Raw genomic sequence first — 22,704 nt, 5'->3', positions numbered from 1 at the left:
TCCGCCCTGCTCATCGGACCCCCAAGCCACACGTCCTCAGGGCGGCTTGATCACCGCCGACGCTGCTGGCATGTCCCGGTCGTTTCGCATGGATGACGACCGGGCCATCCGACACACAGGGTGGAACCACCGGGGCTGGAGGCATGGATCCGGCTGCCGTGTCGTATCCGACATGGCGACGACATCACGGCGCGGAGTACGACATGGGAAACGGGCCCCTACACGTCAGCCCCCGTACGCCCCCGAAGCCGTCAGACGCAGGGCCGTGTCGATGAGCGGCACGTGGCTGAACGCCTGGGGGAAGTTGCCCACCTGGCGCTGGAGGTGCGGGTCCCACTCCTCCGCCAGCAGGCCGAGGTCGTTGCGCAGCGACAGCAGCTTCTCGAACAGCTTGCGGGCTTCGTCCACGCGGCCGATCATCGCCAGGTCGTCGGCCATCCAGAAGGAGCAGGCGAGGAACGCGCCCTCGTCGCCGGGCAGGCCGTCGACGCCCTCGTTGTCGCCCTGCGTCGGGTAGCGCAGGATGAAGCCGTCCGGCGTGGACAGCTCCCGCTGGATCGCCTCGATGGTGCCGATGACGCGCTTGTCGTCCGGCGGCAGGAAGCCCATCTGCGGGATCAGCAGCAGCGACGCGTCCAGCTCCTTCGAGCCGTAGGACTGCGTGAAGGTGTTGCGTTCCTTGTCGTAGCCCTTCTCGCACACGTCGCGGTGGATGTCGTCGCGCAGTTCCTTCCACCGGTCCAGCGGGCCGTCGGCGTCACCGGACTCGATCAGCTTGATCGTGCGGTCGACGGCGACCCAGGCCATCACCTTGGAGTGCACGAAGTGGCGGCGCGGGCCGCGCACCTCCCAGATGCCCTCGTCCGGGTCCTGCCAGTGGTCCTCCAGGTAGCGGATCAGTTTCAGCTGGAGCAGCGAGGCGTAGTCGTTGCGCGCGAGGCCTGTCATGTGGGCCAGGTGCAGGGCCTCGGTGACCTCGCCGTAGACGTCCAGCTGGAGCTGGTGCGCGGCGCCGTTGCCGACCCGGACCGGGCCGGAGTTCTCGTAGCCCGGCAGCCAGTCCAGCTCCGCCTCGCCGAGCTCGCGCTCGCCGGCGATGCCGTACATGATCTGGAGGTTCTCCGGGTCGCCGGCCACGGCCCGCAGCAGCCACTCGCGCCAGGCGCGGGCCTCCTCGCGGTAGCCGGTGCGCAGCAGCGAGGACAGGGTGATCGCCGCGTCCCGCAGCCACGTGTAGCGGTAGTCCCAGTTGCGGACGCCGCCGATGTCCTCCGGCAGGGAGGTGGTGGGCGCGGCGACGATGCCGCCGGTCGGGGCGTACGTCAGGGCCTTGAGCGTGATCAGTGAGCGGACCACGGCCTCCCGGTAGGGGCCGTGGTAGGTGCAGTGGTCGACCCACTCGCGCCAGAAGTCCTCCGTCGCCTCCAGCGACTGCTCCGGCTCGGGCAGCGGCGGCGGCTCCTTGTGCGAGGGCTGCCAGGAGATCGTGAACGCGATCCGGTCACCCGGCGCGACCGTGAAGTCCGCGTACGTCGTCAGCGACTTGCCGTAGGTCTCGGCGGATGTGTCGAACCACACGGAGTCGGGGCCCGCCACGGCCACCGTGCGCCCCTCGTGCTTGTGCACCCACGGCACCACCCGCCCGTAGGAGAACCGCATCCGCAGCGCCGAGCGCATCGGCACGCGGCCCGAGACGCCCTCCACGATCCGGATCAGCTGCGGGGCGCCGTCACGCGGCGGCATGAAATCGGTCACCCGGACCGTGCCCCGCTGGGTGTCCCACTCGGACTCCAGGATCAGCGAGTCACCGCGGTAGCTGCGCCGGGCCGCGGTGGGTGGCTGCTGGTCGGAGGCGTACGCGGGCCCGAGCCGCCAGAAGCCGTGCTCCTCGTTGCCCAGCAGGCCGGCGAAGATGGCGTGCGAGTCGAAGCGGGGCAGGCACAGCCAGTCCACCGTGCCGTCCCGGCAGACCAGGGCAGCGGTCTGCATGTCTCCGATGAGTGCGTAGTCTTCGATGCGCCCGGCCACGTGCAACTCCAGTCGAACGGCCACGTCACCCCGCAAGGGGGCTGTCGCTAGTGCGGTCAAGGGGGTTTTCAGCAAGTCTTGCAATGTGTCATTGAGCGATGAAGCAAAACAGGTCACTCAGCCGTGATGCAAAGCGCCAATTGTTGCTCAACGAACTGACGAGCTCACGTTGTTCCGGTGCTTACGGGCGGGGGGTGGTTGCCGTGGGGCCGGGGCGGGCTCGGCAGCGAGTGTCCGAGCAGGATACGACGCACGCAGATGATCTGGGTGCCGCTCCGGACAAGGCGAGTACGTCGAACGAGTGAGCAGCGGGTGAGAGACCGGTGAGGGCGACCGTCTCCGTGTCGGCGCGTGCGCGGAGCGTGGCCGGAAGCCATCGCCTCGCGGCGCTGATACGCTGGTAGCCCGTGGACCGGTGGGCAGCAAACCCCCGAACCGCAGCGACGGCCAGCCCCCGGAAACCTCCGGCAGGCAGCCGCACCGCACCCCCAGACCGCGACCACGGGAGCCCCGTCTTGGCCATGCCGCCCGCTGCTTTTCGTAATTCGACGACCAAGCACATCTTCGTCACCGGGGGTGTCGCCTCCTCGCTCGGCAAGGGCCTGACGGCATCCAGCCTCGGCATGCTGCTCAAGGCCCGCGGTCTGCGCGTCGTGATGCAGAAGCTCGACCCGTACCTGAACGTCGACCCGGGCACGATGAACCCCTTCCAGCACGGTGAGGTGTTCGTCACCAACGACGGCGCCGAGACCGACCTGGACATCGGCCACTACGAGCGGTTCCTCGACCGCGACCTGGACGGCTCGGCCAACGTCACCACCGGCCAGGTGTACTCCACCGTGATCGCCAAGGAGCGCCGCGGCGAGTACCTGGGCGACACCGTGCAGGTCATCCCGCACATCACCAACGAGATCAAGCACCGCATCCGCCGCATGGCGACGGACGAGGTCGACGTCGTGATCACGGAGGTGGGCGGCACGGTCGGCGACATCGAGTCGCTGCCGTTCCTGGAGACCGTCCGCCAGGTACGGCACGAGGTCGGCCGTGACAACGTGTTCGTCGTCCATATCTCGCTCCTGCCGTACATCGGTCCCTCGGGTGAGCTGAAGACGAAGCCGACCCAGCACTCGGTTGCGGCTCTGCGCAACATCGGTATCCAGCCGGACGCGATCGTGCTGCGCTGCGACCGTGAGGTGCCCACCGCGATCAAGCGGAAGATCTCGCTGATGTGCGACGTCGACGAGGCCGCCGTCGTCGCCTGCCCCGACGCCCGCTCGATCTACGACATCCCGAAGACCGTGCACGGCGAGGGGCTGGACGCCTACGTCGTCCGCAAGCTCGACCTGCCCTTCCGCGACGTCGACTGGACGACCTGGGACGACCTGCTCGACCGCGTCCACAACCCCGACCACGAGATCACCCTCGCGCTGGTCGGCAAGTACATCGACCTGCCCGACGCCTATCTGTCGGTCACCGAGGCGCTGCGCGCCGGCGGCTTCGCCAACCGCGCCCGCGTCAAGATCAAGTGGGTCACCTCCGACGACTGCAAGACCCCGGCGGGGGCGGCCCAGCAGCTCGGCGACGTCGACGGCATCTGCATCCCCGGCGGCTTCGGCGACCGCGGCGTGCTCGGCAAGGTCGGCGCGATCAAGTACGCCCGCGAGAACAAGATCCCGCTGCTCGGCCTCTGCCTCGGCCTCCAGTGCATCGTGATCGAGGCCGCGCGGAACCTGGTCGACATCGGCGACGCCAACTCCACCGAGTTCGACCCGGCCACCGCCCACCCGGTCATCTCCACCATGGCCGAGCAGCTCGACATCGTCGCCGGTGAGGGCGACATGGGCGGCACCATGCGGCTCGGCATGTACCCGGCGAAGCTGGCCGAGGGCTCGATCGTGCGCGAGGTGTACGACGGCAAGGAGTACGTGGAGGAGCGTCACCGGCACCGCTACGAGGTGAACAACGCCTACCGCGCCGAGCTGGAGAAGCGGGCGGGCATCCTGTTCTCCGGCACGTCCCCGGACGGCAAGCTCGTCGAGTACGTCGAGTACCCGCGCGACGTCCACCCGTACCTGGTCGCCACGCAGGCGCACCCGGAGCTGCGCTCGCGCCCGACGCGCCCGCACCCGCTGTTCGCCGGGCTCGTCAAGGCCGCGGTCGAGCGGAAGACTTCGAAGTAACACACCAGTTGTACGGTGGCCGGGGTGCATCCCTTCAAAGGGTGTGCACCCCGGTTTCTTTTCGGCACGTCGGGCCCTGGCACGTGAAGTCGTGCCGGGCACCTGGAAGGACAGGCATGACGATCAAGGACACCCCGGAGGAGTGGGAGATCCGGGCGACGGACACCCCCTTCGTGGGCAACAAGACCTCCGTCCGCACCGACGACGTGGTCATGCCCGACGGCACCGTGGTCGGCCGCGACTACCAGGTCCACCCCGGCTCCGTGGCGGTCCTCGCCCTCGACGAGGCCGACCGCGTCCTGGTCCTGCGGCAGTACCGCCACCCCGTGCGCCACAAGCTGTGGGAGATCCCGGCGGGTCTGCTCGACGTCCCCGGCGAGAACCCGCTGCACGCCGCGCAGCGCGAGCTGTACGAGGAGGCGCACGTCAAGGCCGAGGACTGGCGGGTGCTGACCGACGTCTACACCACCCCCGGCGGCTGCGACGAGGCCGTCCGGATCTTCCTCGCCCGCGATCTGTCCGAGGCCGAGGGCGAGCGCTTCGCGGTCGAGGAGGAAGAGGCCGACATGGAACTCGACCGGGTGCCAGTCGAGGACCTCGTCCGGGGCGTCCTGGCCGGGGAGCTCCACAACAACTGCCTCGTCGTGGGCGTCCTCTCCCTGGTCGCCGCCCGCGCCGGCGACGGCCTGGACGCCCTGCGCTCGGCCCAGGCACCGTGGCCGGCGCGTCCGTTCGAGGCATGAACCCTCCGGGGGTGGGCCGGATCCGGGCGGTGGCCGGGGGCCGGGCGGCCGATCCTGGCCGGGCAGTGGCCGTGGCTGGGTGGTGGATTCGGGCGGGCGGTAGCCCATGGCCGGGCGGTGGCCCGTGGCTGGGTGGTGGATTCGGGCGGGCGGTAGCCCATGGCCGGGCGGTGGCCCGTGGCTGGGTGGTGGATTCGGGCGGGCGGTAGCCCATGGCCGGGCGGTGGCCCATGGCTGGGCGGCCGATCCTGGCCGGGCGGTGGCCCGTGGCCGGGTGGTGGATTCGGGCGGGCGGTAGCCCATGGCCGGGCGGTGGCCCGTGGCTGGGCGGCCGATCCTGGCCGGGCGGTGGCCCGTGGCCGGGTGGTGGATTCGGGCGGGGCGGCGACCCATGGCCGGGCCGATCCGGCCGGGTGCGGATCCGGCCCGCCGGACTCGCTGCCCGCGTGACCTGCCCTGGCGCCTCAGCGGCTCTCGCGCCTGCGGCGGGCGTTGCGGCGCCCGGCGCGACGGGCGCCGCTGGTCCACCCCCAAGCTCACCGCTTCGCTCGCGCGGATGCCCAGGTCGCCCAGAGGCACGAGCCTGTGAGCCGGTTCCGGTCGTGGTGTGAAGATCGGCTGATCCGATCGGGGGATGTGCCCGCCGTGCCCGTCGTGCTCCGGCCGGGGCGTTGCAGAGCGTGAACTAGGCTCTGTTCACGCCCGGACCGGAGTCCCGGCGGGCTTGTGCGTGTGGTGGGACGGGAGTGTGGCCCGTGACGGATCAGGTCGTGGAGACAGGCGACGTGCGGCTGACCGGACGCGCTTCCGGGGAGAGCCGATTCCTGGGCCGCACACGGGAGTTGAAGGAACTGCGCGCCGACATCGAGCGCGCCGGCCTCGACACCCTCGCCGGCCGCAAACCGCCACGCGCGCGCGTGCTGCTCATCGCCGGCCGGCCCGGCTCGGGGCGCACCGCACTCGCCGAGGAACTCGCACGGCAGGTCGCGGACCGTTACCCGGACGGGGTCCTGCGCGCCCGTCTGAGTGACCCCGACGGCACCCCCGTTCCGGTCGAGCGCACCGCCCGCGACCTGCTCGCCGCCCTGGACCGGGAGGCCCCGGCCGGCGCCTGTGAAGACGACCTCACCGACGCCCTGCGTACCGCCCTGGCCGACCGCCGGGTCCTGCTCCTGCTGGACGACGCGGCCGACGCCGAGCAGGTCGACGCCCTGCTGCCCGACACCCCGGACTGTCTGGTCGTCGCGGTCTCCGAGGGCCCGCTGACCGGCATCTCGGACGTCCGCCCGTGCACCCTGGGCGGCCTGGACGCCAAGTCCGGGGTGGAGCTGCTGTCCCGGCACACCGGCTCGGTCCGCATCACCGTCGACCCCCGGGCCGCCGAGGGCCTCGCCGAGGAGTGCCAGGGGCAGCCGGCCGCGCTGATGCTGGCGGGCGGCTGGCTCGCCGCCCGCCCCCAGGCGGCCGTCTCCGACCTCGCCAAGCAACTGCGCGCCGAAGACGCCGAGGGAACCCCGCTGAACCGGGTCTTCCGCCTCGCCTACGCCGCCCTGCCCGCCACCGCCGCCCGGATGCTGCGCCTGCTCGCCCTCGCCCCGGCCGGGCTCGTCGACCCGCAGACCGCCTCCGCGCTCGCCGGCTGCTCGGTCGCCGGCGCCCGCACCACCCTGGACGACTTCGTCGCCCTCGGCTTCCTGCACGCCGTGGACTCGCCGCTGCCGCAGTACGAGGTGCCGGGCTGTCTGCACGACCGGCTCCGCGTCCTCGCCGAGCACCACGAGCGCCCGGCCGAGCTCCAGCTGGCCCGCGCCCGCATGCTGGAGCGGACCGTACGACTGCTCCAGGCCTGCCGGGCGATCACCGAGACCGACAGCCCCCAGGCCCGCCAGAAGCTCCTCGACATGCCGCGTGCCCTGCGCTTTCCCACGCCCCGGGCGGCCGCCGACTGGCTGCGCGTGACCCGGCCCGCCCTGCTGGCCTCGGCCCGGCTCGCGGTCGCCGACGGGCAGCTGGACACCCTGGCCCGGCGGCTGATGTCCCAGCTGGTGCGGGCCATGGTGGCGCATGTCGGCACCCAGGCGGCGGCGCCCGACCTGTACGGCATCCACAGCCTGGTCCTCGACGTGGCCGAGCGCCGGAACCTGCCCCGCGAGCGGGCCGCCGCCCTGCTGAACCTCGGCGACCTCGACGCCCGGACCGGCCGCACGGCCGACGCGCTGGCCCGCTACCGGGCCGCGCTGGATGCCGGACGCGAGGTGAACGATCCGTATGCGACCGGCCGCGCGATGGAATCCGTAGGCGGTGCGCATCTGGAGCTCGGCGACTTCGACCGGGCCGCCGACTGGTTCGGCCGGGCCCTGGTCGAGCGGCTCGCCCGGGACGAGCGCGCCGACGCCGCCCGGCTGTACGGGCGGATCGCCGCCGCCCACACCTACGCGGGCCGCTACGGCGAGGCCCTGCGGAACTGGCGCGCGGCGATCGCCGGGCACCGGAAGAACGGCGACGTGGCCGCCCAGGCCCGGGCGCTGAGCGAGTTGGCGCGGGTCCAGGAGTACGCGGGCCTGCCCGAGGAGTCGCTGCGCACCTGCCGGGAGGCCGTGGAGTGGGCGCGGCGGGCCGAGGACACGCGGTTGCAGGCAGCGCTGCATCTGCGGGTCGCCGACACCCTCGAGCACCTCGGCGACCCCGCGTCGGCCCGGCTGCACCGGGGCGCCGTCGAGCGGCTCCTCGGCGAGCACCAGGAGGACCAGGAGGAGCCGGTGGGGGACTCCATCGGCGACTCACAGCTGAAACCGGAACCTGACGCCTGCGAAATCCGTAGTGCCTCCGCTGAAGATTGATGGATTGAAAGGCTAGACAGCGGGAACGCCTTCATTAGACTGGCTCTGCCGCACGTTCTCCTGCGGTCTCTCCCGGTGTGCCCGTGCGTGCCCGGGTATGTCTAGTAATGCGCCCATACCCTCTGAGCCAAGGACCGTGATCGACGTGAAGGTCGGCATCCCCCGCGAGGTCAAGAACAACGAGTTCCGGGTGGCCATCACCCCCGCCGGCGTGCACGAGCTGGTGCGCCATGGTCACCAGGTCGTCATCGAGCGCGGCGCCGGCGTCGGCTCCTCGATCACGGACGAGGAGTACGTCGCCGCCGGCGCCCGGATCCTGGGCACCGCCGACGAGGTGTGGGCCACCGCCGACCTGCTGCTGAAGGTCAAGGAGCCCATCGCCGAGGAGTACCACCGCCTCCGCAAGGACCAGACGCTCTTCACCTACCTGCACCTGGCCGCCTCCAAGGAGTGCACGGACGCCCTGCTGGAGTCCGGCACCACGGCGATCGCCTACGAGACGGTCGAGCTGCCCGGCCGCGCGCTGCCGCTGCTCGCCCCGATGTCCGAGGTCGCGGGCCGGCTGGCCCCGCAGGTCGGCGCCTACCACCTGATGCGCGCCAATGGCGGCCGCGGCGTGCTGCCCGGCGGCGTCCCCGGCGTGCCGGCCGGCCGGGCCGTCGTCATCGGCGGCGGCGTCTCCGGCTGGCAGGCGGCGCAGATCGCCATCGGCCTGGGCTTCCACGTGACCCTGCTCGACAAGGACGTCAACAAGCTCCGCGAGGCGGACAAGATCTTCGGCACGAAGATCCAGACCGTCGTCTCCAATGCCCTCGAGCTGGAGAAGGCCTGCCTGGAGGCCGACCTGGTCATCGGCGCGGTGCTGGTCCCCGGCGCCAAGGCCCCCAAGCTGGTCACCAACGAGCTCGTCTCGCGGATGAAGCCCGGAAGTGTCCTTGTCGACATCGCGATCGACCAGGGCGGCTGCTTCGAGGACTCCCGTCCGACCACCCACGCCGAGCCGACCTTCCAGGTCCACAACTCGGTCTTCTACTGCGTCGCCAACATGCCCGGCGCGGTGCCGAACACCTCCACCTACGCGCTGACCAACGCCACGCTGCCCTACATCGTGGAACTCGCCGACCACGGCTGGGCGGACGCGCTGCGCCGCGACCCGGCACTGGCCAAGGGGCTCAACACCCATGACGGCAAGGTCGTTTACAAGGAGGTCGCCGAGGCGCACGACGTGGAGCACGTCGAGCTGTCATCGCTGCTCGGCTGAGCCCGCAGACCGGTAAGTCGGCCAAGTCACCGACCCGTAAAGGCGATACGTCAACACAGGTCGTCAATGCAGCGCACCCGGCCGGACCTTGCCCGACAAGGCCCGGCCGGATGTGTGTATGGTCACTTCGCGATTCTCGGGCAACTCGCCTCGAACGTAACCCTTCAACCGATTCGCACACCGGTGAAACCTGCCGTGCGACGGCCGTACGCCCTTGACAGCGGGATGTTTCATTGCCGACACATCGGGCCGGGTCCGGCGGATTGTGTTGCTGCGGACGCCCGACACGCCATAGAGTCGCCAACCGTCGGCATGGTGCCACGCTGACCTGTCTAGAAGTTTCCTGGTCACCAAGGAGGTAAGACGACTTGTGAATGAGTCGACATTTACTCCCGGGGGTGGTCAACCAGGAATGCCTGCACGGGGCCAGGGCTCCGCGGGGTTCGAGGCTGTCGGCTCCGTCGCTGTGCGCACCTTCGCAGCCCACCAGAGTCAGCAGGCGACTCACACAGCACACCAGAAGATGGATGGCCATCACGTGAACGCCATGGCCGGCGACGGAAGTGGCGCGCCCCACAACCACTTCGCCGACTACGACGAACTGCCCGAGGGGCACTTCTACGACCCCGACGCGGAGTACGAGCCCGACCCCGAGTACGCGGCCACTCTCGCGCCCGACGCTGCCAGACAGCGCCGGGAGCGCATCGGTCCGACCGGGCGCCCGCTGCCGTACTTCCCGATCCCGGGCCCGCTGACCGACCACGGACCCGCGAAGATCATCGCGATGTGCAACCAGAAGGGCGGCGTCGGCAAGACCACGTCGACCATCAACCTGGGTGCAGCGCTCGCGGAGTACGGACGCCGGGTCCTGCTCGTGGACTTCGACCCCCAGGGCGCGCTGTCGGTCGGACTCGGCGTCAACCCGATGGAACTCGACCTCACCGTCTACAACCTGCTCATGGAGCGGGGGATGGCGGCCGATGAGGTGCTGCTGAAGACGGCGGTCCCCAACATGGACCTGCTGCCCAGCAACATCGACCTGTCGGCGGCCGAGGTCCAGCTGGTCTCCGAGGTCGCCCGCGAGTCGACCCTGCAGCGCGCCCTCAAGCCGCTGCTGGACGACTACGACTTCATCGTCATCGACTGTCAGCCCTCGCTCGGCCTGCTCACGGTCAACGCCCTGACGGCCGCGCACAAGGTGATCGTGCCGCTGGAGTGCGAGTTCTTCGCGCTGCGCGGTGTGGCCCTGCTGACCGAGACCATCGAGAAGGTCCAGGAGCGGCTCAATCCCGACCTGGAGCTCGACGGGATCCTCGCCACGATGTACGACTCGCGCACGGTGCACAGCCGTGAGGTGCTCGCGCGTGTCGTCGAGGCGTTCGACGACCACGTCTACCACACGGTCATCGGGCGCACGGTCCGCTTCCCGGAGACCACGGTCGCCGGTGAGCCGATCACGACGTACGCCTCCAACTCCGTCGGTGCCGCCGCCTACCGCCAGCTCGCCAGGGAGGTGCTCGCCCGGTGTCACGCCGAGTGAGTCTGCCGGGGGCCGACGAACTCTTCCGTACGACAGGGGGGATGGGGCTTCAGCCGTCCTCGCCCAGGCGTCAGGCCAACGGCGACGCCCGGGTGCCCGCTCCGGCGGGGGAGGGCGACGCGGTGGCGGCAGCGGGCGCGACCGCGGAGGACGTGCCGCAGTCGGTGCCCGCGCAGGGCGGTGACGGCGAGGGCGCGGAGCATGTCGCGGCGGACGCGGAGTCGGCCGAGGCCGGGGAGTCCCGCAGCCGCTCCGGCTCCGCCCGGCGGCAGGCGGCGCAGGAAGGTTCTGGCGCGGGTGCGGCCGGAGCCGCCGCGGCGGCACCGCGCAAGCGCGGGCGGGCCGCAGCACGCCGTCCCAGCGGCCGTGAGCGGCACGACGAGAAGATCACGGTGTACGTGTCGGCCGAGGAGCTCATGGACCTGGAGCACGCCCGTCTCGTGCTCCGCGGCGAGCACGGCCTGGCCGTCGACCGCGGCCGTATCGTCCGCGAGGCGGTCGCCGTGGTCCTCGCCGACCTGGAGACCCGCGGGGACGCCAGCATCCTCGTACGACGGCTGCGCGGGCGGTAGCGGTAGCCTGCGGGGGCCATGACCTCGAACGCTTCCCCACCGCCCGTCGGCGGCCCGTCCGGCCGCCGACGCGCGCTGGGGCGCGGGCCGGTGGCTCCGCGGGTGGCTCCGCCGGTTGAGCCGACGGACGTGGCCGAGCCCGGTGAGCTGCCCGAGGACACCGACGAGGCGGGCGGGACCTCCGAGGAGATGGAGGCCGCCGGGTCGGGCGTCGGGTTCGTGGAGGCGGCGGTCGGTGGGCATGCGGTGGTTGCCGAGGGGTTGCCGGGCGGTGTGGAGCGACGGGTCGAGCCGGGGACGGCGGCCGTAAGGCCCCGACTGGGGCGTGCGGCCGGGCCTGCCGGTCCCGGGGCGGGCCGTGAGGGCGCTTCTCCGGACGTGGACGACGCGTCCAGGCCTGGGCCCGAGGCCGGTCCGGGGGCGGGGCGTGAGCACCCCGCCCCCGGGCCGGTGGTTGCGGCCGAGACCGATGCCCCTGCCGCCGAGTCCGTCGGGACCGGGTCCCGGCACGAGGCGCTCGCTTCCGACCCCGGGGCCGCTGCCGACGCCGGGGTCGCCGTTCCGGAGCCGGAAGCCGGGGCTGTTCCTCCGCAGGCCCTGGCCGAAGCGTGGGCCCCGCGGGACCGGAGGGAGCCGGGGGGCACCGACCAGCCCCCGGCCGGCGGTGCCGACGGCGATGACGGGGTCTTCAAGGTCCGGCTCGCCAACTTCGAGGGGCCCTTCGATCTGCTGCTTCAGTTGATCTCCCGGCACAAGCTGGACGTCACCGAGGTCGCGCTGTCGAAGGTGACCGACGAGTTCATGGCGTACATCCGGGCGATGGGGCCGGACTGGGATCTGGATGAGACGACCGAGTTCCTCGTCGTCGCGGCCACGCTGCTCGATCTGAAGGCGGCACGGCTGCTGCCCGCCGCCGAGGTGGAGGACGAGGCCGACCTCGCGCTGCTCGAAGCCCGGGACCTGCTGTTCGCCCGGCTGCTCCAGTACCGCGCGTACAAGCAGATCGCCGACATCTTCAGCGGGCGGCTCGACGACGAGGCCCGGCGCTATCCGCGTACCGTCGGGCTCGAACCCCACCATGCCGAGCTGCTGCCCGAGGTGGTCATCAGCATCGGCGCGGAAGGGTTCGCCAGGCTCGCCGTGAAGGCGATGCAGCCCAAGCCCAAGCCGCAGGTGTACGTCGACCACATCCACGCCCCGCTGGTCAGCGTGCAGGAGCAGGCCGGGATCGTCGTCGCACGGCTCAGGGAGCTCGGCGAGGCCAGCTTCCGGGAGCTCGTGGCGGACACCGACGACACACTGACCGTCGTGGCCCGGTTCCTCGCACTGCTGGAGCTGTACCGCGAGAAGGCCGTCGCGCTGGAGCAGGAGACCGCGCTCGGTGAACTGCTCGTGCGGTGGACCGGCGGGGACGGGGACGAGACACCGACCGTCACCGACGAGTTCGACCGGCCGCCCGAGCCGCCGAAGGAGGAGAAGAAGGCATGAGCCAGGAAGCCACCGAGGTCCCGGCCGGGCTGCGTGCCGTCGCCGACCTCGATCTCAAGCCCGCCCTGGAGGCCGTCCTCATGGTCGTGGACGAGCCCGCGACCGAGGAGCACCTCGCGAAGATACTGGAGCGGCCGAAGCGCCAGATCGCGGACGCGCTGCGCGAGCTGGCCGACGAGTACACCGTCCAGGGCCGCGGTTTCGAACTGCGGTTCGTGGCGAACGGCTGGCGGTTCTACACCCGCGCCGCGTACGCGCCCGCCGTCGAGCGGTTCGTGCTGGACGGCCAGCAGGCCCGCCTCACCCAGGCCGCCCTGGAGACCCTGGCCGTCGTCGCCTACCGGCAGCCGGTCAGCCGCAGCCGGGTCTCCGCCGTACGCGGAGTCAACTGCGACGGCGTCATGCGCACCCTCCTCCAGCGAGGTCTGATCGAGGAGGCGGGCACGGAACCCGAAACAGGTGCGATCCTGTACACGACGACGAACTACTTTCTGGAGCGGATGGGCCTGCGCGGTCTGGACGAGCTCCCGGAACTCGCGCCCTTCCTCCCGGAGGCGGAGGCGATCGAGGCCGAGACCCAGGAAGGCGTACCGTCGTTCGACCCGGACGCGCCTGATGACGACGTGCCGGGCCGCCGCCCGGTCACCCCGGGTACCGACGACGAAGACGACCAGACGGAACTTTGATGCGAAGCAGCGGCAGCGGCAAGAGCGGCGGGCGCGGTAACCACCGCGGCGCCGGCAACGACAGGGACCAGAAGCAGGGGCAGGGCCGCCCCCGCAAGCCCCGCCCGGAGGAGCGCCGCTACGACGTGGGCCCCGGAGCGACCAAGGACGGCCCCAAGGCCGGGCGCGGCGGCGCCGCGCGCGGCGGGGCCAAGGGCGGGCCCAAGCAGCCCCAGAAGGGCGGCCGTACGGCCCCGGCGCGCCCCCGTGAGTACGAGGCGAAGATCGAGGAGCGCAACCGCGACCGGTACGCCGGGAAGAAGGAGGTCAATCTGCCGAAGACCTTCCCGGGCGCCGAGCAGGAGGGCGAGCGCATCCAGAAGGTCCTCGCCCGCGCGGGCTTCGGCTCCCGGCGCGCCTGCGAGGAGCTGATCGACGAGGCCCGGGTCGAGGTCAACGGCGAGATCGTGCTGGAGCAGGGGCGGCGGGTCGACCCGGAGAAGGACGAGATCAAGGTCGACGGTCTGACCGTCGCCACGCAGAGCTACCAGTTCTTCGCGCTGAACAAGCCCGCAGGGGTCGTCTCCACCATGGAGGACCCGGAGGGGCGTCAGTGCCTCGGCGACTACGTCACCAACCGCGAAACCCGGCTCTTCCACGTCGGCCGGCTCGACACCGAGACCGAGGGTGTCATCCTGCTCACCAACCACGGCGAGCTGGCCCACCGGTTGACCCACCCCAGGTACGGCGTGAAGAAGACCTACCTCGCGCACATCGTCGGCCCGATCCCGCGCGACCTGGGCAAGCAGCTCAAGGACGGCATCCAGCTGGAGGACGGCTACGCGCGCGCGGACCACTTCCGGGTCGTCCAGCAGACCGGCAAGAACTACCTCGTCGAGGTCACCCTGCACGAGGGCCGCAAGCACATCGTGCGGCGGATGCTCGCGGAGGCCGGTTACCCGGTCGACAAGCTGGTCCGCACGGCCTTCGGCCCGATCACCCTCGGCGACCAGAAGTCCGGCTGGCTGCGGCGGCTGTCCAACACGGAGGTCGGCATGCTGATGCAGGAAGTCGATCTCTAGGCTTGAGCGGACAGCCCGGGTGCCGTGAGTTCCCCGTGTCCTTCCGGGCGCGGGGACGGAAGGACTTCTGACATGACCACGCTCGTCTACAAGCAAGCCGCCACCGGAGCGCTGACCGGCCTCGCCCTGGGGGACGCGCTGGGGTATCGGACCGAGTTCAGCGACGTGCCCACGATCGTCGCCAGGTTCGGTCCGTGGCGGGGGCTGGAGCTGCCGACACCGGCGCTCGTCACCGACGACACGCAGATGACGCTGGCACTCGGGCGGGGCATCCGGACGGCGATGGACCGGGGCGTACTCGAGCCCGAGGGGATGGCCGCCGCCGTGCGGCGGGAGTTCATCGCCTGGAACCGCTCCCCGGAGAACAACCGCGCTCCCGGCAACACGTGTCTGCGGGCCTGCGCCCTGCTGGAGCACGAGGACCGCCCCTGGCAGGACGCCAGTCAGATCCACTCCAAGGGCTGTGGCGCCAACATGCGTGTCGCGCCCCTGGGGCTGGTCCCCGGCCTGAGCGACGAACAGCGCGCGGGTGCAGCCCAGTTGCAGTCCGCCCTCACCCACGGGCACCCCACCGCGCTCGCCGCGTCCGACCTCACCGCGCACGCAGTCCGGCTGCTCGCGCAGGGCGCCGAGCCGGCCGGGCTGATCGGTCTGCTCCGCTCGTACGCCCTGGAGAACCGCGGCCACTACCACGAGCGCTGGCTCGGCGACCTGTGGCGCCGGGCCCAGGACCCGAGCCCCGAGCAGTTCATCGCGCGCGGCTGGGACGAGTGCCTGGCGATCCTCGACCGGCTCCGGCACGCCGTGCGCACCGTCTCGCCCGAGGACGACCCGTGCCTGGCCACCGGCCAGGGCTGGATCGCGGAGGAGGCCCTGGCGACCGGGCTGCTGTGCTTCCTGCTCTTCGCCGACGAGCCGCTCACGGCCTTGCGCCGCGCCGCCTGCACCGTCGGCGACTCGGATTCCATCGCCTGCCTGGCCGGCGCCTTCGCGGGCGCGTACCTGGGCGCCGAGGTCTGGCCGGGCGAGTGGGCCGACCGTATCGAGTACCGGAGCGACCTGCTGACCCTCGGGGCGCTCTGGGACGCCTGATCAGGCCCTCGGCCCGAGGACCGAGGCGCGGCGGGCGCGGGCGAGGAAGTCCTCCACGCGCCGCCGGTCCGGTGCGGCCGGGAGCGGGCTGCGGCGGGCGGCCTCCACGGCCTCCCGCTCCAGGCGGGTCATCCACGTCTCGACTTCGGACCAGGGCACCTCGCCGCGCTTCACCGCGAGCAGCGACTCCCGATGGTCGCCGACGTCGACCGTGAGCGTGCCCGTGTGCAGCAGGTCGCGTGCGCTGGTCAGCAGGCGGAGCAGGTGCATGGCGTGTTTCCAGCGGGGGGTGCCGTGGTTGTGGACGTGCGCTTCCAGCTTGCGGCGCTGGCTGTGCGCGTAGCGCGTGAAGGTGTCGTGGACCCGCCGGGAAAGGAACGCCCCCCGCAGGGCGAGCAGTTCGCGGCCGGTGTCGTCGGCGTACTCCACGAGTGGGGAGTGCAGGCACTCCAGGATGTTGGGGTTGGCGCGCAGGGCCAGCTCGCAGAAGCGTTCCAGCTCCCAGCTGAACTGCTCCTCGGCCGGGCCCTCGACATGCGTCGGCGGCTTGTCGAAGCGCCAGAACAGAGGCGTGGGAGCCAGGAACACGCCACGGCGGTCGGTGTCGCTGTCGTCCGTCGCCAGCCCGAAGGCGCGCGAACCCGTCACGCAGGCATAGATCGTGTGGTCGCGTACCAGGGCCTCGGGCTGCATGCCCGGGAGCGTACGCGGGCCCTCACGTCAGGCGAACCGAGTTTCCCTCCACGGTGATCTTCTCGGCGGGCAGCGGCCGCGTCGCCGGGCCGTGGGCCACCGAGCCGTCGGCGATGCGGAACTTGCTGCCGTGACAGACGCAGTTGATGGTGCCGTCGGAGACGGACGCCACCGTGCAGCGCTGGTGGGTGCAGATCGCCGAGAAGGCCTTGAACCGGCCCTGCTCCGGCTGGGTCACCACGACTTCTTCCTCCTTGAAGATCTTTCCGCCGCCGACGGGGATCTCGTCCGTGGAGGCCAGTTCCTGACCGGCCGTCCCCGGCCGGCCGTCTCCTCGCCGGTGGGTGAGCTCGTCGACGCGGAGCCGTTGTCGTCGCCGCCCCCGCCGCAGGCCGCGACGAACGCCACCGCGCCCGTCGCGCCCGTCGCGAGGAGAACCGTGCGGCGTGTGGTCTCGTAGGTCATGTCGTCACTCCGAAGGTGCCGAAGAGGGGTAAATCGGAAGTATCTGCATCTTGGCACCGAAAGCGCCCAAGGGGCTGCAATGCCGGTGTCTCACCGGATGGGCGCCGCGCACTCCGGCCGCGCGGGCTGACTAGGCTTGACACGCAGAGCGACACGCAGCGACAGGCACGTCAGCAAGGAGCAACGCCGTGGCGGTACGAGCGGTCCGGGGCGCCGTCCAACTCGAACGGGACGAGGCCGGGCACATGGACGAGCAGGTCGGAGCCCTGCTCACGGCCATCCTGGAGCGCAACGACCTCACCGCCGAGGACCTGATCAGCATCTGGTTCACAGCCACGCCCGACCTGCACAGCGACTTCCCGGCGGCCGCCGCCCGCAAGCTCGGCATCGTCGACGTGCCGCTGATCTGCGCCCAGGAACTGGACGTCAAGGGCGCCATGCCGCGCGTCGTCCGCGTCCTCGCGCACATCGAGTCCGACAAGCCCCGTGCCGACATCGCGCACGTCTACCTCGGCGCCGCGGGCGCCCTGCGCAAGGACATCGCCCAGTGAGGACCGCACTCGTCATCGGAACCGGGCTGATCGGCACGTCCGCCGCCCTGGCCCTGTCCCAGCGGGGCGTCACCGTGCACCTCGCCGACCACGACCCCGAGCAGGCCCGCACGGCGGCCGCGCTCGGCGCCGGCACGGACGAGGCGCCGGACGGGCCCGTCGACCTCGCGATCGTCGCGGCCCCGCCCGCGCACGTGGCCGACGTGCTCGCCGACGCCATGCGCCGCGGAGTGGCGCGCGGCTACCTCGACGTCGCCAGCGTCAAGGGCGGGCCGCGCCGCGAGCTGGAGGCACGCGGCCTCGACCTGTCCGTGTACATCGGCTCGCACCCGATGTCCGGCCGGGAGAAGTCCGGCCCGCTGGCCGCCACCGGCGAGCTCTTCGAGGGCCGCCCCTGGGTGCTCACCCCGACCAGGGACACCGACACCGAGGTGCTGAACCTCGCCCTGGAGCTGGTCTCGCACTGCCGTGCCGTGCCGGTCGTGATGGACGCCGACGCCCACGACCGTGCCGTCGCTCTCGTCTCCCACATGCCCCACCTGGTCTCCAGCCTGGTCGCCGCGCGCCTGGAGCACGCCGAGGAGGCCGCCGTACGGCTGTGCGGGCAGGGCATCCGGGACGTGACCCGGATCGCCGCCTCCGACCCCCGGATGTGGATCGACATCCTCTCCGCGAACCCCGGACCGGTCGCCGACCTGCTCACTGACGTCGCCGCCGACCTGGAGGAGACCGTGCGGGCCCTGCGCGCCCTCCAGTCCTCCGACGAGGACAAGCGCCGTGACGGCACCACCGGCGTCGAGGACGTCCTGCGGCGCGGCAACGCCGGGCAGATCCGCGTCCCCGGCAAGCACGGATCCGCCCCGCGGGCCTACGAGGTCGTGGCCGTGCTCATCGACGACCAGCCGGGACAGCTGGCCCGGATCTTCGCGGACGCGGGCCGGGCCGGCGTCAACATCGAGGACGTGCGCATCGAGCACGCGACCGGGCAGCAGGCCGGTCTGGTGCAGCTGATGGTGGAGCCCAAGGCGGCACCCGTACTGAGTGCCGCGCTGCGGGAGCGGGGCTGGGCGATCCGGCAGTAGTGCATGCTGGACGTGGCTGACCGACGCGCGGCCGGACGAGTGACCCGCACCCAGTAACCTTGTGCGGGGCCGTCGCGCCCTCACCCCCGCCAGCCCGGTTCAGGAAGGTCCCCACAGTGGAAAGCGCCACGCCAGTGATTGTCGCCATCGACGGCCCCGCCGGCACGGGCAAGTCGAGCACCTCGAAGGCCGTGGCGGCGCAGCTCGGACTGAGCTACCTGGACACCGGCGCCCAGTACCGGGCGATCACCTGGTGGATGGTGAACAACGGCATCGACATCGACGACCCCGCCGCGATCGCCGCCGCGGCCGGCAAACCGGAGATCGTCTCCGGCACCGACCCGCAGGGCCCCACCATCACCGTCGACGGCGTCGACGTGTCCGGCCCGATCCGCACCCAGGAGGTCTCCTCCAAGGTCAGCGCCGTCAGCGCGGTGCCCGAGGTGCGCGTCCGGATCACCGAGCTCCAGCGCTCGATCGCCGCATGCGCGGCCACCGGCATCGTGGTGGAGGGCCGCGACATCGGCACGACCGTGCTGCCGGACGCCGACCTGAAGATCTTCCTCACCGCCTCCCCGGAGGCGCGTGCCGCCCGCCGCAGCGGTGAGCTGAAGGGCGCCGACGTGCACTCCACCCGCGAGGCCCTGATCAAGCGGGACGCGGCCGACTCCAGCCGCAAGACCTCGCCGCTCGCCAAGGCGGACGACGCGGTCGAGGTGGACACCACGGAGCTCACGCTGGCGCAGGTCATCGAGTGCGTCGTCACCCTCGTCGAGGAGAAGCGGGCCGGGAAGTGACCGACCAGCTGCCTTCACTGCGGGGTGCCGACGTCGGGCGGCGTATCGGCGTCGGCCTGATGTACGGGCTGTGGAAGCCGCGCGTACTCGGTGCCTGGAAGGTGCCCGCGACCGGCCCGGTGATCCTCGCCGTCAACCACTCCCACGCCATCGACGGCCCGATGGTCATGGGTGTGGCGCCCCGGCCGACGCACTTCCTGATCAAGAAGGAGGCGTTCATCGGCCCGCTCGACCCGTTCCTGACCGGCATCGGCCAGCTGAAGGTGGACCGCGGCACCACCGACCGCACGGCGATCACCCGGGCGCTGGGCGTGCTGGAGAACGGCGGCGTGCTCGGCATCTTCCCGGAGGGCACCCGGGGCGAGGGCGACTTCGCCTCGCTGCGCGCCGGGCTCGCGTACTTCGCGGTACGCAGCGGCGCCCCGATCGTCCCGGTCGCCGTGCTGGGAAGTTCCGACAGGCGGGGACGGTTGATAAAGGGGCTGCCTCCGCTGCGGTCCCGTGTCGACGTCGTCTTCGGGGAACCCTTCGAGGCGGGCGACGGCAGCGGGCGCCGTACGCGCACGGCGCTGGACGAGGCGACCGGGCGCATCCAGAAGCAGCTCGCCGCCCACCTGGAAAACGCCAGGCGCCTCACCGGGCGCTAGGCAACACTGAGTAGTGGATCAGCCCGCGGGACAGCGGGTACTCCACCGACCACCACGATGAACGACGAGGTACGGACTTCATGAACGACCAGACCCAGCCCGACGGCTCGGACGCGTACGAAGGCGCGCCCGAGCACGACCACGGGGCGCTCGGCGACGCCGAGTACGCGGAGTTCATGGAGCTCGCCGTGGAGGAGGGCTTCGACCTCGAGGACGTCGAGGGCGCGATCGAGGCGGCCGGGCACGGCCCGCTGCCCGTCCTCGCCGTGGTCGGCCGCCCCAATGTCGGCAAGTCGACCCTGGTGAACCGCATCATCGGCCGCCGCGAGGCCGTCGTCGAGGACAAGCCGGGCGTCACCCGCGACCGTGTGACGTACGAGGCCGAGTGGGCGGGCCGCCGCTTCAAGGTCGTCGACACCGGCGGCTGGGAGCAGGACGTCCTCGGCATCGACGCCTCCGTCGCTGCCCAGGCCGAGTACGCCATCGAGGCCGCCGACGCGGTCGTCTTCGTCGTCGACGCCAAAGTCGGCGCGACCGACACCGACGAGGCCGTCGTCCGGTTGCTGCGCAAGGCCGGCAAGCCGGTCGTGCTGTGCGCCAACAAGGTGGACGGCCCGAGCGGCGAGGCCGACGCGGCCTATCTGTGGTCGCTGGGTCTGGGGGAGCCGTACCCGGTCTCGGCGCTGCACGGCCGGGGCACCGGCGACATGCTCGACCAGGTCCTGGAGGTGCTGCCGGAGGCGCCGCGCGAGACGTTCGGCGGGGGCGGCATCGGTGGCCCCCGCCGCATCGCCCTGATCGGCCGCCCGAACGTGGGCAAGTCCTCGCTGCTGAACAAGGTGGCGGGCGAGGAGCGCGTCGTCGTCAACGAGCTGGCGGGCACCACCCGCGACCCGGTCGACGAGCTGATCGAACTCGGCGGTGTCACCTGGAAGTTCGTCGACACGGCGGGCATCCGCAAGCGCGTCCACCTCCAGCAGGGCGCCGACTACTACGCCTCGCTGCGCACCGCCGCCGCCGTCGAGAAGGCGGAGGTCGCGGTCATCCTCATCGACGCCTCCGAGTCCATCTCGGTGCAGGATCAGCGGATCGTCACCATGGCCGTCGAGGCGGGCCGTGCGGTCGTCCTGGCCTTCAACAAGTGGGACACCCTCGACGAGGAGCGCCGCTACTACCTGGAGCGCGAGATCGAGACCGAGCTGGGCCAGGTGGCGTGGGCCCCGCGCGTCAACGTCTCGGCGCGCACCGGCCGCCACATGGAGAAGCTGGTCCCGGCGATCGAGACGGCCCTGGCTGGCTGGGAGACCCGGGTCCCGACCGGCAGGCTGAACGCGTTCCTCGGCGAGCTGGTCGCCGCCCATCCGCACCCGATCCGGGGCGGCAAGCAGCCGCGCATCCTGTTCGGCACGCAGGCGGGCACCAAGCCGCCGCGGTTCGTGCTGTTCGCCTCCGGCTTCATCGAGGCGGGCTACCGGCGCTTCATCGAGCGCCGCCTGCGCGAGGAGTTCGGCTTCGAGGGTACGCCGATCCACATTTCGGTGCGGGTGCGCGAGAAGCGCGGCGGGAAGAAGAAGTAGCACGAAACAGCGGAGGGGCGGCTCCGGCCGGGGCCGCCCCTCCGCTGTACGGTGTTCGCTTCAGACGCCGCTCCGACGGCCCGGCGGCAGTGCGGCCGGCACGTGGTGCATCCCCGTGCCGTGCGAGCTGATGGTCCCGACGCGCTGCCACTGCGGCTGCTGTCCGGCGGCATGGCGGGCGCTCTGGGCACCCGCGCTGTAGGCACTGTACGAGCTGCTGTGCGAACTGCCGTACGAGCCCGTACTGTGCGGGATGTTCCCGAAGGCGGTGAAGCCGAATTTCTCCTCGCCGCTGCGGTCGCCGGGAAGTGCGCGGAAGGACTTGACGTACTCGGCGTAGAGCGCGTCGTAGATCGGCGTGGCCGATGGGCTGCCCTGGGAGTCCTGAGCCGAGCGTGCGGAGGGGATCGACGAGTAGGACTGGCGGCGGGGAACGTCGTATGCGTGCACGTATGTCCAAACGACCCCGCGGGTCAAGGGATGCGGTCCCGGGTACGGCTTTCGCGGGGGTGCGGCCCGCGCGGGTGACGCGCTGCTCAGATGCCGGCCAGCGGCAGCGTGGCGCCGACCAGCTTTCCGGTCGCCGCCGCCTTGTCCAGCGCGTCCCGCAGCAGGTCCTCGCGCGGCTGGCGGCCGATCGAGCCGACCGGCGCGGCGAACATCAGCACCTGCTGGTGCTTGTTGGCGGCCGCGCGCCAGCCCTCGGTGACTTGGAGCGGCTGGTGCGCCTGCCACCAGGCCACCGGCTGGCCGCCGTTGCTGCCGGGCTGGAGCACCGCGTGCAGCCGGCCCACGGCGAGCAGCACGGACCAGCCGTGCAGCACGGGCGGTACGGCGGACAGCTCGGTCAGCGGCATGAAGCCCTGCTCGATGAGCAGCGGCAGGAAGTCGTCGCCGAAGCCCGTGGTGCCGGGCCGGGCGATGGGTGCCGTCGGCTCCACCACCAGGGTCGGGTGCAGCTCCCCGGCGATCAGCACGAGCCCACTGGTCACGCCGAGCACCGCCTGCTCGGGCACCACCTTGTCGGGCTCCAGGTCGACGGTGTCGCCGGTGATGGACTTCACGGCGCCCCGGAGCTGCTCCTCGGTGACCTGGACGACCTGCGAGGGCAGGCAGCCGGCGTGGGCGAAGGCGAGGACGGCGGTCTCGTCCCCGATGAACAGGACGGTGCTGGTGCGCTCCTGTTCGGAGTCGCCGGGAGTGCGGCAGGACGTGCAGTCGTAACTGCCCGGGGCGGTCTCTCCGGTGAGCAGGCGGTCGGCTTCTTCGTCGCCGATCTCGGCGCGTACCTCGTCGCTGACGTCGAGCATGCGCGGCACGGTGGCTCCCTCGGGGATGCGGTGCGTGGCAGAACCGGGTGGCTCCCGGCCCGTGGTCCGGGTGGGCCCCGGCTCATGAAGA

Annotated in this window: 19 protein-coding genes and 1 pseudogene; 15 read left to right on the top strand and 5 right to left on the bottom strand. The window is 71.7% G+C overall.

Going from position 1 to position 22,704, the window contains the following annotated elements:
• Window positions 1–225: 225 nt before the first annotated feature.
• Window positions 226–2,028 carry a glycoside hydrolase family 15 protein gene (locus V8690_RS08520; RefSeq protein ID WP_338777000.1) on the bottom strand — a complete coding sequence of 601 codons (1,803 nt, stop codon included), beginning with the start codon at window positions 2,026–2,028 and terminating at the stop codon, window positions 226–228.
• A gap of 521 nt (window positions 2,029–2,549) precedes the next feature.
• On the opposite strand from V8690_RS08520, the gene V8690_RS08515 reads away from it, so the two are divergent.
• The 10 genes from V8690_RS08515 to V8690_RS08470 all read left to right on the top strand — a co-directional run bounded on the left by V8690_RS08515 (window position 2,550) and on the right by V8690_RS08470 (window position 15,491).
• On the top strand, window positions 2,550–4,208 hold the full coding sequence (locus V8690_RS08515; RefSeq protein WP_338785288.1) for a CTP synthase: 1,659 nt from the start codon (window positions 2,550–2,552) through the stop codon (window positions 4,206–4,208).
• A 116-nt stretch (window positions 4,209–4,324) separates the two neighbouring features.
• Window positions 4,325–4,951, top strand: coding sequence for an NUDIX hydrolase (locus tag V8690_RS08510; RefSeq protein ID WP_338776999.1), 627 nt, complete (start codon window positions 4,325–4,327; stop codon window positions 4,949–4,951).
• Between the two features lie 755 nt (window positions 4,952–5,706).
• On the top strand, window positions 5,707–7,791 hold the full coding sequence (locus tag V8690_RS08505; RefSeq protein WP_338776997.1) for a tetratricopeptide repeat protein: 2,085 nt from the start codon (window positions 5,707–5,709) through the stop codon (window positions 7,789–7,791).
• Window positions 7,792–7,927: 136 nt separating this feature from the next.
• Window positions 7,928–9,052 (top strand): alanine dehydrogenase, encoded by a 1,125-nt coding sequence (gene ald, locus V8690_RS08500; protein WP_338776995.1) that lies wholly within the window; start codon window positions 7,928–7,930, stop codon window positions 9,050–9,052.
• Between the two features lie 412 nt (window positions 9,053–9,464).
• On the top strand, window positions 9,465–10,592 hold the full coding sequence (locus V8690_RS08495) for a ParA family protein (protein WP_078651145.1): 1,128 nt from the start codon (window positions 9,465–9,467) through the stop codon (window positions 10,590–10,592).
• Complete coding sequence (locus V8690_RS08490) at window positions 10,577–11,164, top strand: hypothetical protein (protein WP_338776992.1); 588 nt, start codon at window positions 10,577–10,579, stop codon at window positions 11,162–11,164. The genes V8690_RS08495 and V8690_RS08490 overlap by 16 nt, the downstream gene beginning before the upstream one ends.
• 450 nt (window positions 11,165–11,614) lie before the next feature.
• Window positions 11,615–12,652, top strand: coding sequence for a segregation/condensation protein A (locus V8690_RS08485; RefSeq protein WP_338785287.1), 1,038 nt, complete (start codon window positions 11,615–11,617; stop codon window positions 12,650–12,652).
• Window positions 12,649–13,338 (top strand): SMC-Scp complex subunit ScpB, encoded by a 690-nt coding sequence (gene scpB / locus V8690_RS08480; RefSeq protein ID WP_338776990.1) that lies wholly within the window; start codon window positions 12,649–12,651, stop codon window positions 13,336–13,338. The genes V8690_RS08485 and scpB overlap by 4 nt, the downstream gene beginning before the upstream one ends.
• Window positions 13,338–14,399, top strand: coding sequence for a pseudouridine synthase (locus V8690_RS08475; RefSeq protein ID WP_338776989.1), 1,062 nt, complete (start codon window positions 13,338–13,340; stop codon window positions 14,397–14,399). Before scpB ends, V8690_RS08475 begins: the two co-directional genes overlap by 1 nt.
• Before the next feature lie 72 nt (window positions 14,400–14,471).
• On the top strand, window positions 14,472–15,491 hold the full coding sequence (locus V8690_RS08470; RefSeq protein WP_338776988.1) for an ADP-ribosylglycohydrolase family protein: 1,020 nt from the start codon (window positions 14,472–14,474) through the stop codon (window positions 15,489–15,491).
• Here V8690_RS08470 and V8690_RS08465 read toward each other — a convergent pair whose 3' ends face one another.
• On the bottom strand, window positions 15,492–16,184 hold the full coding sequence (locus V8690_RS08465) for a nucleotidyltransferase domain-containing protein (protein WP_338776986.1): 693 nt from the start codon (window positions 16,182–16,184) through the stop codon (window positions 15,492–15,494). It abuts the gene before it with no gap.
• A 22-nt stretch (window positions 16,185–16,206) separates the two neighbouring features.
• Window positions 16,207–16,649, bottom strand: a pseudogene (locus V8690_RS08460) (Rieske (2Fe-2S) protein).
• Between the two features lie 188 nt (window positions 16,650–16,837).
• On the opposite strand from V8690_RS08460, the gene aroH reads away from it, so the two are divergent.
• The 5 genes from aroH to der all read left to right on the top strand — a co-directional run bounded on the left by aroH (window position 16,838) and on the right by der (window position 21,303).
• On the top strand, window positions 16,838–17,200 hold the full coding sequence (gene aroH / locus V8690_RS08455; RefSeq protein ID WP_338776984.1) for a chorismate mutase: 363 nt from the start codon (window positions 16,838–16,840) through the stop codon (window positions 17,198–17,200).
• The gene (locus V8690_RS08450) at window positions 17,197–18,282 is read left to right on the top strand and encodes a prephenate dehydrogenase (protein WP_338776982.1); all 1,086 of its coding nucleotides are present in this window, start codon (window positions 17,197–17,199) and stop codon (window positions 18,280–18,282) included. The genes aroH and V8690_RS08450 overlap by 4 nt, the downstream gene beginning before the upstream one ends.
• 116 nt (window positions 18,283–18,398) lie before the next feature.
• Window positions 18,399–19,079, top strand: a complete 681-nt coding sequence (gene cmk, locus V8690_RS08445) for a (d)CMP kinase (RefSeq protein WP_338776980.1) — start codon at window positions 18,399–18,401, stop codon at window positions 19,077–19,079.
• Window positions 19,076–19,726, top strand: a complete 651-nt coding sequence (locus tag V8690_RS08440; RefSeq protein WP_338776978.1) for a lysophospholipid acyltransferase family protein — start codon at window positions 19,076–19,078, stop codon at window positions 19,724–19,726. Before cmk ends, V8690_RS08440 begins: the two co-directional genes overlap by 4 nt.
• A gap of 80 nt (window positions 19,727–19,806) precedes the next feature.
• The gene (gene der / locus V8690_RS08435; protein WP_338776977.1) at window positions 19,807–21,303 is read left to right on the top strand and encodes a ribosome biogenesis GTPase Der; all 1,497 of its coding nucleotides are present in this window, start codon (window positions 19,807–19,809) and stop codon (window positions 21,301–21,303) included.
• Between the two features lie 60 nt (window positions 21,304–21,363).
• Here der and V8690_RS08430 read toward each other — a convergent pair whose 3' ends face one another.
• Window positions 21,364–21,753: a hypothetical protein gene (locus V8690_RS08430; protein WP_338776975.1), complete on the bottom strand. Its 390-nt coding sequence runs from the start codon at window positions 21,751–21,753 to the stop codon at window positions 21,364–21,366.
• A gap of 86 nt (window positions 21,754–21,839) precedes the next feature.
• Complete coding sequence (locus V8690_RS08425) at window positions 21,840–22,622, bottom strand: hypothetical protein (RefSeq protein WP_338776972.1); 783 nt, start codon at window positions 22,620–22,622, stop codon at window positions 21,840–21,842.
• Window positions 22,623–22,704 lie beyond the last annotated feature (82 nt).

The organism is Streptomyces sp. DG1A-41 (assembly GCF_037055355.1).
GTDB lineage: Bacteria > Actinomycetota > Actinomycetes > Streptomycetales > Streptomycetaceae > Streptomyces.
Note: the sequence above shows the minus strand (reverse complement) of the source record. Positions and strands in the feature narration are given on the sequence as shown.